14 protein-coding genes are annotated in these 13,800 nt (G+C 41.0%); 8 read left to right on the plus strand and 6 right to left on the minus strand.

The window, feature by feature from the left end; all coding sequences use genetic code 11:
- Positions 1 to 121: 121 nt before the first annotated feature.
- Positions 122 to 553 (plus strand): DUF29 domain-containing protein, encoded by a 432-nt coding sequence (locus tag MAE_RS18245; protein ID WP_012266888.1) that lies wholly within the window; start codon positions 122 to 124, stop codon positions 551 to 553.
- 73 nt (positions 554 to 626) lie between these two features.
- Here the strand turns inward: MAE_RS18245 and MAE_RS18250 are convergent, their stop codons facing one another.
- Positions 627 to 2,828 (minus strand): OmpH family outer membrane protein, encoded by a 2,202-nt coding sequence (locus tag MAE_RS18250; protein ID WP_012266889.1) that lies wholly within the window; start codon positions 2,826 to 2,828, stop codon positions 627 to 629.
- Positions 2,829 to 2,924: 96 nt separating this feature from the next.
- Positions 2,925 to 3,086: a DUF6887 family protein gene (locus tag MAE_RS36515; protein ID WP_012266890.1), complete on the minus strand. Its 162-nt coding sequence runs from the start codon at positions 3,084 to 3,086 to the stop codon at positions 2,925 to 2,927.
- 325 nt (positions 3,087 to 3,411) lie between these two features.
- Here MAE_RS36515 and MAE_RS18255 point away from each other — a divergent pair, with 325 nt between their 5' ends.
- Together MAE_RS18255 and MAE_RS18260 are read left to right on the plus strand one after the other, a co-directional pair.
- Complete coding sequence (locus MAE_RS18255; RefSeq protein WP_002745983.1) at positions 3,412 to 3,636, plus strand: DUF433 domain-containing protein; 225 nt, start codon at positions 3,412 to 3,414, stop codon at positions 3,634 to 3,636.
- Positions 3,633 to 3,965: a DUF5615 family PIN-like protein gene (locus tag MAE_RS18260; protein ID WP_012266891.1), complete on the plus strand. Its 333-nt coding sequence runs from the start codon at positions 3,633 to 3,635 to the stop codon at positions 3,963 to 3,965. The genes MAE_RS18255 and MAE_RS18260 overlap by 4 nt, the downstream gene beginning before the upstream one ends.
- Before the next feature lie 310 nt (positions 3,966 to 4,275).
- Here the strand turns inward: MAE_RS18260 and MAE_RS18270 are convergent, their stop codons facing one another.
- On the minus strand, positions 4,276 to 4,482 hold the full coding sequence (locus tag MAE_RS18270; protein ID WP_012266892.1) for a type II toxin-antitoxin system HicB family antitoxin: 207 nt from the start codon (positions 4,480 to 4,482) through the stop codon (positions 4,276 to 4,278).
- Between the two features lie 300 nt (positions 4,483 to 4,782).
- Positions 4,783 to 4,989, minus strand: coding sequence for a hypothetical protein (locus MAE_RS33495; protein WP_012266893.1), 207 nt, complete (start codon positions 4,987 to 4,989; stop codon positions 4,783 to 4,785).
- 515 nt (positions 4,990 to 5,504) lie between these two features.
- Between MAE_RS33495 and MAE_RS18280 the strand changes: the two genes are divergently transcribed.
- From MAE_RS18280 to MAE_RS18300, 4 genes are all read left to right on the plus strand, one after another.
- Positions 5,505 to 6,254, plus strand: a complete 750-nt coding sequence (locus MAE_RS18280; protein WP_012266895.1) for a septal ring lytic transglycosylase RlpA family protein — start codon at positions 5,505 to 5,507, stop codon at positions 6,252 to 6,254.
- Between the two features lie 61 nt (positions 6,255 to 6,315).
- Complete coding sequence (locus tag MAE_RS18285; protein WP_041804206.1) at positions 6,316 to 7,017, plus strand: ABC transporter ATP-binding protein; 702 nt, start codon at positions 6,316 to 6,318, stop codon at positions 7,015 to 7,017.
- A gap of 124 nt (positions 7,018 to 7,141) precedes the next feature.
- Complete coding sequence (locus MAE_RS18290) at positions 7,142 to 8,803, plus strand: NAD(P)H-quinone oxidoreductase subunit 4 (RefSeq protein ID WP_012266897.1); 1,662 nt, start codon at positions 7,142 to 7,144, stop codon at positions 8,801 to 8,803.
- Between the two features lie 713 nt (positions 8,804 to 9,516).
- On the plus strand, positions 9,517 to 9,711 hold the full coding sequence (locus tag MAE_RS18300) for a hypothetical protein (protein ID WP_002770192.1): 195 nt from the start codon (positions 9,517 to 9,519) through the stop codon (positions 9,709 to 9,711).
- Between the two features lie 26 nt (positions 9,712 to 9,737).
- Here the strand turns inward: MAE_RS18300 and MAE_RS18305 are convergent, their stop codons facing one another.
- A complete protein-coding gene (locus MAE_RS18305) occupies positions 9,738 to 10,154 on the minus strand; it encodes a DUF1816 domain-containing protein (protein WP_004162910.1) in 417 nt (138 codons plus the stop codon).
- A 580-nt stretch (positions 10,155 to 10,734) separates the two neighbouring features.
- Between MAE_RS18305 and MAE_RS18310 the strand changes: the two genes are divergently transcribed.
- Positions 10,735 to 11,841 (plus strand): sensor histidine kinase, encoded by a 1,107-nt coding sequence (locus MAE_RS18310; protein WP_012266899.1) that lies wholly within the window; start codon positions 10,735 to 10,737, stop codon positions 11,839 to 11,841.
- 297 nt (positions 11,842 to 12,138) lie between these two features.
- On the opposite strand, the gene mutL is transcribed toward MAE_RS18310, so the two are convergent.
- Positions 12,139 to 13,791, minus strand: coding sequence for a DNA mismatch repair endonuclease MutL (gene mutL / locus MAE_RS18315; protein ID WP_012266901.1), 1,653 nt, complete (start codon positions 13,789 to 13,791; stop codon positions 12,139 to 12,141).
- Positions 13,792 to 13,800: the final 9 nt, after the last annotated feature.

Below are 13,800 nucleotides of genomic sequence, written 5' to 3' on the forward strand. Positions count from 1 at the left end.
GAATCATAATTTACAGATTTTGGGTAATTTAATCCTTGTTTTTGCCGTTTTTGAACCATCAAAAATTAATTATGCAAGAGGTTTAATATAATGTTAATTGAGCTTAGAAGGAGATAAATCGATGACGGCATCCTATGAGCAAGACTTTGGACTTTGGGCCGAACAAATGGCCGATTTATTAGCTTCCGGTCGGTTTTCCGAGTTAGATATTGAGAATTTAGTCGAAGAGGTGCGGGATTTGTCGAAACGGGAGCGCGATCGCTTACTCGCTAGTCTAAGATTAATTTTGCATCATTTATTAAAGTGGGACTATCAACCTCAACGGCGATCCAGGGGTTGGTTGGGAACTATTCAGGGAGAAAAAGCTAATATTAGGCTTTATTTGGACGATAGCCCCAGTTTAAAGCGATATTTAACCGATGAAAGCCTATTTAAACTCTATGCTGTTGCTTGTTGCGATGCCTTTAGAGAGACGGGATTAGAGTTTCCCCCAGTTTGTCCCTACGGTATTGAGGATATTTTAAATCGTTCTCTTCATTTGTCGGAACGATAGACGAATCTCCTCACCTAACGGAAGATTTTTGATTTTTGCAAGAGATCTATTTTGGTTCGTTGGACGCACCCTTCTACTCTGTCTGAACAAAAGTAGAGGTTATGAACACAATAACTGTAAGACTTATTAAGATTAATGTTCCGACAACCAGATCCGATTGTGGCTTAAAATGGTTAAGGCTGAAAAGTCGGTCAATTCCGATTAGTACCCAAGATAAAACTAAGAAACCGAAAATAAACTCTGCTAATCTTTCACTTAGTGGCTGGACAATATAATTCCATTCCTCTTCAAGTGTCCTACCTGTAGATAAAGCACCGTAAAACATGAATACAAGGTAAGAAATTATTAATGTAGTAAAAGTCACCAAAGAAATCCAGGGATAAGTTCCAGATATCCGAATCAACGCTAGGTTAGCAAGGATATTTACACTTAATGCCCAAATGATTAACAGAATCCACTCCAAGTAGTATCGTCTTAAATTTGACTCCACAGATAAGACTATCTCGGCTAAAACACCATATATTAATTTGCTTAGTGGAGCAAGACTATAAAAGATAGACACGATGAACATGATTGGAATCACCGCAACAATAAAGGTAAGCCAAAAAGTAACATAATGCAGCGAACAGAACAGGAATACTACAAAAAAACGTAGGCTCACAACTACCATACGGATAGTGAGCAGAATTGTCCTAAGTGAAACATCAGCTAATGCGTTGGATAACAAGAGAATAGGATTACGAGATCCGTTTGCTACTGAATATTCTCTCCATGTAAACATCAGGATATTTTCGACTATTGGTTCAAGCACAACTCCTAGGGAAAAAACGTAATAAAATGGCGATAAGACTGTGTTTTCAATTGTATCCTTGGCAAACGCACCAATTCCCTCAATTACAGATACGAGGGTGGTTTCCTTTAAGCATCGGTCAATTAAGTGACATATCATTACAACAATATAAAAGACTAAACTTCCTATTAAACAATAAACAATTAATGGGATAGGAATCCACTGTTTAGCAACAAAGGCAATTAAGACCTGAAGTGAGATAATAAATAAGAATCTAATTGTGTCCCTAGATGCTTTTAAGGTAATTTCCCGAATCTGGACTGGAATTTTAAAAGTGGGACAATGATTTATGAAATCGATAAGTTTACGGAGTAACAAAATATGCTCTTGATTTTTCTTGTTGGCCTTTATTAGCATATTTTCTACTAAGAGGCGAAATTGACTATCGTTGTAATTAAAAAAGTAATTTGAAAAACTTTCAAGCTTGGGATTTGTTCGTCTCAACGACTTTCTTAAAGTATCTACAAATTCAGAATAATGAGGTGTTTTATCCGCGTAAGTGCGAGCTAAACTTTTTAAGTCCTCAACAAAATGAGTAAACCCCAATTCATAATTATTGTCCTGCTCAAATATTTTTAACACAAGAAAATCTACTTCTGTTGTTGACATATCGGTTATTTCTCTGCGTATTTCTTCTTTTGCTTTCCATATCTCTTCATCTATTGCCCGTAGCTCTTGCTGTAATCGTCGCTCGGTCTCATAGTATTCATAAGAACGACCTGAAGAATAACTTGCTATTCTCAGCTTTGACAATTCTTGCTCTTTCTCTTTTTTATAATTTGATTTGGGTAAAGCATCTAATTTACTTTGTTCAATAACTAATCGATAATAACGATCTTCCACTGACTTTTGCATCCTGTCTATTTTATCTGGAAGTAATTGCCATTCTTTATATTCTTCACGAATTTGTTTAATCCGCTCCTCGGTAAAGTATTTTCGGATATATTCTTCTTTGTTATATCGTTGTTGATAATCATAATTGATAAATCCCCAAGCAGCGCACCATAAAATCAGTAAAAACAAGGGAGTTAACTCATTTGATCCATGTTGGATGACTTTCTCAAATAAATAGTCACCAGCAATAGCAACTACACTGGCAATGATAATTCTAGTAGGGGTTAAATCTTTAAATTTTGGATTCAATAAAAGTAGAAAAAGAATTACAATACATGATCTGATCACAAACTGATTCGCTTGCAGGAAAGCAAGAAAAGTAAATATTAGGGAAGGTAGGGAAGTTGAAGACTGGCTAAAATAAGAGCTAGTAAACCTAACTCCTGTTAATAAATATAAAACGAATAAGCATAGAAACAGCGCGCAGATAGTAAAGGGAAAACGATGTCCATAGAAATGGAATTCGATATCACGAGCGATGTCGCTTTTATCTTTAGATGTCGTATCCATGTTTCTTTTTTTGTTGCCCATCTCTCCTCCTGAAAACTGGACTGAACACAATAGTCTCGTGAATCAAATGTAGCACTGCTTTAGAAAACTGTTAGGCTTATCATCTACAACCCTAAGTCAATGGGTGCTGGGTAAATTATACTTGATCGCATTCGGATCTCGATGACCGATCAACGCCCGTAAAGCCTCATCATCCTCACGGTGCTTTAGAACATAGTGCGAACACCTGATCTGGTAGGGTGTGTGTAGGTTAGCAAATAAGTGAGATCTGATTGCCAACTATTGATATCTCAACAGCTGCTAACTTACAAGGCTTTTCGAGGGGTTAGGAGTCGGTCTTCAGTATTCAGGACTCAGTATTCAGATGCGGGTTTTCAGATTTTTTAGGGTGCGTTAGGTGGCCACCAATTCTGTTAAAAAAACAAAATCAATAATCCGCACCCGACGCAGCAAATTTATTGTTAAATTGGTGCATTATGCTTTCGCACTTCACACCCTAAGAGTGGTACGAAGTTGAAGGGTGATCGTTCTTGTCGGTGGGGTGGAGTGCGATCTCTGTCATCGAATAAGATATAATTGGGAAGGTAAAAATAGTTAAAGCATTATGAGTTACCAAAACATTATTACCATTGAACCTGGAAAACGAAGCGGAAAACCCTGCATTCGAGGAATGCGTATAACTGTGTACGATATTCTAGAATATTTAGCAGCAGGAATGACAGAAGCAGAAATTCTTGAGGATTTTTCAGAATTAACTTCCGAGGATATCAAAGCTTGTTTGGCTTTTGCTGCTGATCGAGAGAAAAAATTATTTATCACCTCTTTATGAAACTGTTATTAGATGAAAATTTGTCAGATCGGATTATTGATAAAATAATTGATTTATATTCTGATTCCCAGCACGTCAAGACTTTAGGGCTGATCAATACTGATGATGCACTTATCTGGGAATTTGCCAAATTCAACGATTTTGTAATTGTCTCTAAAGATGCCGATTTTCATCAGCGCAGTCTATTATATGGTCATCCACCAAAATTTATCTATCTTCGTATTGGTAATAGTCCCACTGCAAAGATTATCGAAATTTTAAGAGGTTATTTTTTAATTATTGTTGAATTTTTTGATAGTGAAACAGAAAGTCTGTTGATATTAGGTTGAGTGCGATCGCTGATCTGGTAGGGTGTGTGTTTGCGGCTACCAATTCTGTTAAAAAACCAAAATCAATAATCCGCTCCCCACGCAGCAAATTTATTATTAAATTGGTGTGTTACGCTATCGCTAACACACCCTACTGGATTGTTTCAGTTAATTTGGTGTATTAGAAAAATGCTATAAATTCTATAATTTAAGACTTTAAGCCGAAATCTATTGCCCTATTTTAGCTGAAACAGTCCACTGCGTTTAATTTTCCAACCTATGCTTTTTAATGCTTTTAAAACTTGTTTGGCTTTCGTTGCTGACCATTGACTCATAGAGCAACAAATGATAAATTTAGGTGATTTTCTGGAAGTTCTCCCTGTTCAAGTTGATCGGCTAAGACACGCAAGGCAAGTGCTTGAACTTTAGCAATAGCTTCCTGTTGACTATTGCCATAGACTAAAACTCCCGGAAGTTCGACGATTTCAGCAATATATTGTCCATCTTCTTCTTGTTCTATGTCAATCTTATAATTCATTTGAGAATTACCTATGGGATGACCTGCTGTCTTGATTATATTAGATTTTATAGCCGCTCTTGTCGGTTGGATTGACCCAAGTAAACCCAACACACATTAGATAGGGTTTGCCGAAAAAGCTTTTCGTGGGGGCAGGGTGTGGGGTGTGGGGTGTGGGGTGTGGGGTTTTACCAGTTTTGAGGTGGTCAACTACCTAATTTTCAGGGAAAAAGTACCTGAATTTTCCCCCGATCCCCGCAATGGCTGGCACTTTTTGAGGGGAAAAAAGTCCAAAAGTCTTATCCAACAAGGTTTTTAGATTTATTCAGCAGACCCTAGATAGGGTTTGCCGAAAAAGCTTTTCGTGGGGTTAGGAGTCGGTCCGGATGAAAAAATTTTCACCCCCACAGATGAAAGAGGTTTCTTTTCCCACTTCCCCACTTCCCCACTTCCCCACTTCCCCACTTCCCCACTTCCCCAATCCCCTATACCTTTTAAAGAGGATTTAGTATTAGCCTGTATCAGCATTTCTGATTCTATAGTTAAGTTTGGCTAATAACAGCTTATTTTTAGTTCTTTGTCAAGCCCCTATTATAATTTTTAATCTCTGACCTTTAACCCGATTTGACATTTATCTTAAAAATCTGGTTTTTTGTAGCGAAGAAAACAGTTTTATTAACCATTATCTGCATCGATAGAGAGAAATCGAGGAGGGCTGATAATCCTTGAAAGCCTTGTCAATACTAGCATTATTCCCTCTCAAAATTTCACTAATTCCCTAAGTTTTCCTAACCTTGATCCCCTCTAGGACACAAAAAATTAAAAACCCTTTATCTTAACTTGGTTTTTAGCGCCAGTCAACCCTTTATTTAAATTTTTGATTCTCTTGCCCGATAACGATATAAATTCTCGTAATGACCAACCGATTTTCCGTGATACGGTTGAACAGAAAGCAACCAAGTTAGCTCTGCAAGCACAAAGGAATGTTAGCAAGTTCCTTCAGCTTTGCATTGGGAACTTGCTAACGCACAATAAGAAAGTCTATGAATAAACAACTGATCAACAAACTACAAGCTGTAACTGCCCTTACCGTAGTGGGGACTACAGCCTCGATAATTTGTTCCCAGACAGCAGGACACAGCAACAGCCTGACGGATATTAGCTTAGGTCGTCAAACTGTTATCGAGTCCACTTCTCAAACCATTCTGTCCGCTTTTTCTAATAGTCGAACAACTGATTCAGATATTAAAGTATCACGTTCGGTTCAAGATAATGCTAACGAAATTCTAAAAACTTTGGAGTCCCTAGTGGACAAAGAAAATACCGTCCCTGCAAGCGTTACACCCCAGACCCAAGAGGCCATTCCTTCGACGGGACAACCCCAATCACAACCCAATCAAGTCAAGCCGGCCCCGGCTAATGCCCCAGCCAGCAATCCTGCCTCAGTGACACCAGCAGAGAAGCCGAAAACAAGCCCAGCGGTAAAAACCAGCAGTCGCCCCCGTAAAAAGGGAATGGCCTCTTGGTATGGTCCTGGTTTCCACGGTCGTCGCACCGCTAGTGGTGAGACTTTTAACTCTAGTAGTTTAACCGCCGCCCATCGCTATCTACCTTTCGGCACCAAGGTTAGGGTAACTAATCTGCGTAACGGGCGCTCGGTGGTGGTGCGAATTAACGATCGCGGTCCGTTTAGCGGTGGTCGCGTCATCGATCTCTCCAGAGGTGCGGCAGCGATTATCGGTGTTTTCCAATCGGGAGTTGCCCCGGTTGTCTTGGAAGTTTTAGGCAGATAATCAGTGATCACTATGGCAGTGATCACTGCTATAGTGATCCTATTGGGATTTGACTGGGTTTATGTTAGAAATTAGCGATTTATCGGTTAATTATGGCGGAATAAAGGCATTACAGCAGGTTAGCTTAAGGGTAGAAAAAGGGGAAATTGTCACCCTGATTGGAGCGAACGGAGCAGGAAAAACGACGACTCTAAAGACGATATCTCGGATTTTAACGGCAAAGACGGGGCGAATAATTTATCAAGGTCAAGATATTACCCATTTACCACCCCATGAAATCGTTAAACGGGGAATTGCCCATAGTCCGGAAGGGAGAAGAATCTTAGCGCGTCAAACAGTCTTGACAAATTTGCAGTTAGGTGCTTATACGAGAAGCGATCGCCTAGGAGTAAAAAGCGATATCGAAGAGCAGTTGCAACTATTTCCCCGACTATCGGAGCGCCGAGAGCAGTTAGCGGGAACCCTAAGCGGTGGGGAACAGCAGATGCTGGCGATTGCCAGAGCTTTAATGAGTCGTCCCAAGTTATTGTTACTAGACGAACCCAGTTTAGGACTAGCGCCGCAGATAGTGCGAGAAATCTTCAGTATTATCCGTCAATTAAACGAATCGGGAGTAACTATCCTGTTAGTGGAACAAAACGCCAATTTAGCCCTAGAAACTGCCAATCGCGGCTATGTTTTGGCAGCGGGACGCTTGACTATCGCGGGAGAAGCCGGGGATTTACTCAGGGATGAGCGGGTCAAACAAGCTTATTTGGGTTAATCGATGATGATGCGCCAATTATAGATAAAAGCCTATGGTAAAGGTAGGACAAAAAATATTCACAAAATTTTACAAAGTCGCATAAAATGAACACATAACGAAATAGGTATTTTTTCTTACTGCCATGCTAACGGCTAACTTCCCCTGGCTCAGTGCCATCATTTTGCTCCCCTTGCTTGCCTCCTTCCTGATCCCTGTAATCCCCGACAAAGAAGGAAAAACCGTTCGTTGGTTCGCTCTTGGAGTCGGACTAGCAGACTTTATATTAATGTGCTACGTCTTTTTACAAAAATATGATTTAAGCAACCCCAACCTACAATTAGTGGAAAAAATCGATTGGGTTCCCCAAATTGGTTTAAGTTGGGCGGTGTCGGTGGATGGTATATCGGCACCGTTAGTTTTATTAGCAGGATTGGTGACAACCCTTTCTATCTTGGCCGCGTGGCAAGTGGACCGCAAACCCCGTTTATTCTACTTCCTGATGCTGTTGCTCTACGCCGCTCAGATTGGTGTTTTCGTCGCCCAAGACTTATTATTATTCTTTTTAATGTGGGAAATCGAGTTAATTCCCGTTTATCTACTCGTTTCCATCTGGGGTGGTCAAAAACGTCGTTATGCCGCCACTAAATTCTTACTCTACACCGCCGCCGCTTCTATCTTCATCCTCGTTGCCGGTCTAGCCATGGCCCTTTACGGTGGTGGTGCAATGACCTTTGATATGGCGGAATTAGGATTTAAAGATTATCCCCTCGCTTTAGAATTAGTCCTTTACGCTGGTTTATTAATCGCTTTCGGGGTCAAACTCGCCATCTTCCCCCTCCATACTTGGCTCCCCGATGCTCACGGTGAAGCTTCTGCACCTGTATCGATGATTCTCGCTGGTGTTCTCCTCAAAATGGGTGGTTATGGTTTAATCCGTCTTAATATGGGGCTTCTACCCGATGCACACATCTACTTTGCCCCGATTCTAGCGATTCTCGGTGTCGTTAATATTATCTACGGTGCTTTCGCTTCCTTCGGTCAACAAAACATGAAACGCCGTCTCGCTTATTCCTCGGTTTCACACATGGGATTCGTCCTTTTAGGGATTGCTTCCTTTACCGATGTGGGTATTAGCGGTGCTATGTTACAAATGCTCTCCCACGGTTTAATTGCCGCCGTCCTATTCTTCCTTGCCGGTGTCACCTACGACCGCACCCATACCTTAGCTTTAAACGAGATGGGTGGGATTGCCCAAGCGATGCCGAAAGTCTTCGCTCTCTTTACTGCCGGCGCCATGGCTTCCCTAGCGTTACCCGGAATGAGCGGTTTTGCCAGTGAAATTACTGTATTCATCGGTGTCACTAGCAGTGACGTTTATAGCCAAACCTTCCGGGTTGTGACTGTCTTCCTCGCTTCCGTTGGTTTAATCCTTACCCCGATTTATCTACTCTCCATGCTTCGTCAAGTTTTCTACGGAGATGGTTCTTCCTGCGATATTACTAACATTCTCCCCAACAAAAGTAACGAACAGGCAGTTTGTTTTGGTACTAGCTGTGTCCTCCCTCATGAATCAGAATATAGTGACGCTAAACCCAGAGAAATCTTTATCGCTGTCTCTTTCCTCGCTTTGATTGTCGCTATCGGTTTCTATCCCCAACTGGCTACCCGTATCTACGATGTGAAAACGGTGGCAGTTAACTCGGAAGTGCGTCAAGCGTACACAGAAATCGCCGCCACTCGTCAAAATATCTACGCTGAAACTCAACCGGACGTAAGCGCCAAGGTTGCCAGTATCTTCCAATAAATTGGCAAGTCTAAAGTGAATAGGTTATCGGGAGTAGAAATTCTGCTCCTGATTTTTTTTTGCGAGGAGATAATACCAAATCCTGTTTAATACTAAATCCGGTTATTAAAAACTGATTATTTATTCCCCCTTTTGCCTTTTGCATGAGTGCCTTTTGCCTGTCCTGATATGTAGCCTATACTCAACGGATTTAGTATAAAAGGTATAGGAGAGTGGGGAGCGCCGGAGCTGCGGAGCGGGGAGAAACAATCCATAACTTGGGAGTTAATCACACTATTAAAAAGGGATTTATAGTCATTTCAATTAAGATTGAGAATATCAATGCCAGAGTTCATAAGGGTTTTATCGGTCTAGATTGTATCAGACCTATCTGAAATGATACTAAATCTGGTTATTAAAGACTGATTATTTATCACCCCTTTTGCTTTTTGCATTAGTGCCTTTTGCCTGTCCTGATATGTAGCCTATACTCAACGGATTTAGTATAACTTCTGCTGATCACCATAAGTGAGAGAAAGTCACAAATATGAGATACACCCGATTGATAGTGAACACTCATTATATATTAATAAACATAAATAAATATGAAGTAATTTAAGTTTCAAGAAGAATGAACCCGATCTTTTTTACGATGGGGGTAAAAGTGATTTTCAATTTCTCAGGTTGAAAGATGAATCCAGATTAAGCTATCTCAACGATAAGAGGACAAGCCAATGTTTGAAGATTTTACCTATATTACCGATGAGGCTTTTTTAGAGAATTATTGGTGGGAAGAAAAAGTTATCTGTCCCCACTGCCAGGGCAAAGGAAGAATCTATCTAGAGACGGAGAATGAATCCGTCCCCTGTAAATTCTGTGAGGGTAAAGGCATTATTAAACGAAAACAAGAGGAAGCTAACTATTCCTAAAAATCTGTATAATTAGATACCATACATTAAAAATATTCTTGAGTTAAAACCTCTGGCTGACATTGTTTAATTTCGCTGTTAATTCCCAGGGCAGATTCCGATTGGAGGTCTTCGATATAACCGGATTGATGGGATAAAGCTTCCGAAAAACTCTCAAAAGGACCGAAATAATAGAGACATTTCGGCTGAGTGGTGGTGATCTCTATCCACCAAGGTTGAGGTGGTAAACTAGGCTTAATCGGGGCAGTTTCTGGGTCAAGAGGCCTTATACTGAGAATCTTGGCCCCTTGGCGCAGGAGGCGCTGTGTTTCTTGACTCATGCGGCTTTTAGGTACTCGCAGGACTGTCCGGGAGAAGCGTTGAGGCAAAGAGCCAGAAGAACCGGAAAAAACAACTTCATAGAGAAATATTTGATTCTCTCCCTGATTATTAGCCTCTAGCATACAGAAAAGATTCTCTTTTAAGGGTAAGGGTTAAAAAACAGACGCTACTTTGAGCAGATGACTCAAGCAAAATCATCTCCTAACAGAGTAGCGCATCTTGATACGATAGTATAGAGCGGCAAAAAGTTAGGTTTTGACCTACTCTCCCCTCACAGCATAGCTTGACGAGAGATTCTTCAACAAGAAGAACCCGATAGAGTTCTTTATGATGCTGTAGCCGAATCTAGGTCTTTTATCTTAATGGTGAGGTACAAAGTTTTTGTTTTTTGGAGTCGGTGGTCGATGCCAAATCCTCTTATACTTCATATTTATGAGAAACCATGTCAATAGGGTTTGCGGCAAAAAGTTTTTCCTAGGGGTAGGGTGTGGGGGTGGGGTATAGGGTGTAGGGTTTTCCCCATTTTTAGGTGGTCAATTACCTAATTTTCAGGGAAAAAGTCCCTAAATTTTCCCACCGAACAATCCAATGGCTGGCACTTTTTGATTTCAAAAAGACCAAAAGATATTAGCCAACAAGGTTTTTATATTTCTGCATCAATCTCTCAATAATATTGACAACAAATAGAGTTTTTTAACAAATATGCAGCCACCAAAATTAAGCTTAGGAACCAGATTATTTTTATCCCATCTCCTCGTTATGGTGGTGGGATTGAGTAGCTTTATTATCATTGCTAAATTATCTTCTCCGCGAATGTTTGTTTTGCGTTTGGAACAGTTAGAAAGGCAGGGATTTTTTACCGTGCGATCAGCGAGAACTTTCTTGGTTAGGGGTTTTGAGACAGCTTGGGATAGTAGTGCCATTTGGTCATTCATTGCGGGAGGAAGTACGGCTGGTTATCTGAGTTTTTTGGTTTCTCAACGCATTATGAAACCGGTCAAACAAATGAAACAAATCACTAAAAATTTTGCTGAAGGGGATTTATCGGCGCGAGTTCCAGAAAGCGAAATCCCAGAATTAAATCAATTAGCCATCAGTTTTAATCAGATGGCGATTAGTTTAGCCGATGTGGAAAAACGGCGCCAGGAATTAATCGGTGATCTTACCCACGAATTACGCACCCCTTTAACTGTGGTACGGGGATATTTAGAAGAATTAGCCGATGGTGCGATCAAACCTAATCCAGAACTTTATCAGAAATTAGTGAAAGAAACCCGCAGGTTAGAACGTTTAACCCACGATCTACAGGAGCTATCGCGAGCGGAATCTGGTTATCTCTCGATTAAACTGCAACCTGTTAATTTATTACCTTTGTTAAATTCTCTCATCGAAAAATTTGCCGATCAATTATTAGAAGATGGGCCGACTTTACAGTTAGATTGTCCCCCCAATTTACCATCTGTCATGGCCGATCCCGATCGCCTCGAACAAATCTTAGTTAATCTGCTCGGTAATGCCATTCGTTACACCGATAATGGTGCAATTACCCTGCAAGTGACAAGGGACAAAAATCGCCTACAAATTGCCGTTATCGATACAGGAATTGGCATCGCAGCAGAGGATTTACCCTTTATTTTCGAGCGCTTTTGGCGGGCCGATCGTTCTCGTTCCCGTTATTCTGGGGGTAGTGGTATTGGTTTAGCGATTACCCGTCGTTTAGTGGAATTACACCAAAGTCAAATCGAGGTGGAAAGTGAATTAGGTAAAGGCAGCACTTTCCGTTTTTCCCTAGCAATATCGGCCAATTGAGAGATGGGGATTTTTCAGTGAACAGTAAACAGTAATCAGTGAACTGAAAACGGTTCTTCGTTACTTAGTATGGTTCGATAGGGGGGCATAAATCGACTAAATCCTTATCTGGCAAGGGATTTAATTGATTAGTTCGCTCTAGATCGAAAACAATTAACAAAAATCGCCAAATGTCTTTCTCTATAAGAGTTTCATTTTTTGTAACCCTGTACGTTGCATAAGACAAACCGAAGAACCCTGAAAACTAACATCTGATCAGTGATCACTGATAACTGATCACTGATAACTGATCACTGATTAAATGCCGTGACTTTTGCCGATAACCCAATGACGACGGAAGAAGCGAGCGAGCGAGGTTTCTTCTAAGGATAAGTAAATCGGTCTTCCGTGGGGACAGGTGCGGGGATTACGGGTATTTTGCCAATCATCGAGTAAATTCTGCATTTCTTTTAAACTTAAAGCTGTACCGTTGCGGATAGCACTCCGGCAAGCGGTAGCAACCTGAGCGGTTTGTAAATCCCCCCCTAAACTTAATTCTAGTAAAGCATCAGCCCGATCCTCGCGTTCTTTGAGTAGAACAGGAATACTACGAATTGCCCAAGAGCGATCGCCAAAACTAGCAATTTCTAATCCTAAACGTTGTAATTGTTCGATTTGTCGAGTAGTTAACTGATTTAAGATGATCGGAGTATCTAACGGCACGATTTCCCAGTTATCCTCTAAACGTTCGTACAAAACCCGCTCATGGGCAATATGTTGTTCGACTAACCATAATCCGTGAGGATGTTCGGCAACTATGTAAGTTTGGTGAATTTGGGCTACTGCCTTTAATTCCAGCCGATTTTTCGGGGATTTCTCCCCTATTGTATAGGTGCTTTTTTCTTCGGCAGCCTTGAGAATTTGACTGACGCGCTGATTTTGCGCTTTTTCGGGTATATGTTCGGGATTTAGTCCTAACGCCTTGTCTATGGCTGAAATTATCTGTTCTTGCCAAAAAATGAGGTTATGCAGGTATATTTCCGCTTTGGCTGGGTGACGATTCCAATCGATCGAACGAGGGTTAAGATGTAGATGGAGAAAACAAACGGGATAGCGATCTTTAGGGACTGTGCGAGCGAAAGCTTCAAATATTGCCTGTTCTAACTCCGATGAGCGCACCATTCGCCCATTAACAGCAATTCTAACCCAATCTGGTTGATGGCGAGAAATGCGATCGGGCAAACCAATGACCAATTCAATTTGAGCAGATTCTGCGTCAGGAGTCGTTAAGTCAAGTTTTAGGGATGCTAAATCGTTAAAATGCAGAGATTTAACTAATTGGGGTAATATTTGACTGGCATCCTTACCCGGACTAATGCGTAACCAATCTTGATGATCTTGAAAAACCTGCCAAGTAATTTGGGGATGACAGAGAGCAAAATTATGAATTAAAGTCTGTATATCCTTTAATTGTTTGTTAATTGACGGTAAAGCTTGACGACGCACGGGAAAGTTACCAAAGAGATTCTCTACCGTGACGATAGTGCCGATAGCTATAGGAATCGTTTCTAAATTACCCGGCTCGCCTTGGTGATTGTAAAGACAATAACAACCTAAATCATCGTCATGGCGACTGGCAACCCGCAGATGCGCCACCTGTGCGATACTGTGCAAAGCTTCACCACGGAATCCGAGACTGGTAATCTGCCAAAGATCGTCCCGTTGGCGGATTTTGCTGGTACTGTGGGCATAGCTACACAGTTGCAAATCTTCTCTAGACATTCCCCTGCCGTTATCCGATACTTGTATTCGCCAGTTTTGGGGAGATATATCGATGGTAATCCTATCTGCCCCCGCATCAATGGCATTTTCGACTAATTCTCGCACCACAGCGCCTAAAGAGTCGATTACCTCTCCTGCGGCAATTAAATCGATTACGTCTTGGGGTAAAACTTGTATGGGCAAGGTCATCAATTAATG

The sequence above is a fragment of the Microcystis aeruginosa NIES-843 genome (assembly GCF_000010625.1).
GTDB classification, from domain to species: domain Bacteria; phylum Cyanobacteriota; class Cyanobacteriia; order Cyanobacteriales; family Microcystaceae; genus Microcystis; species Microcystis aeruginosa.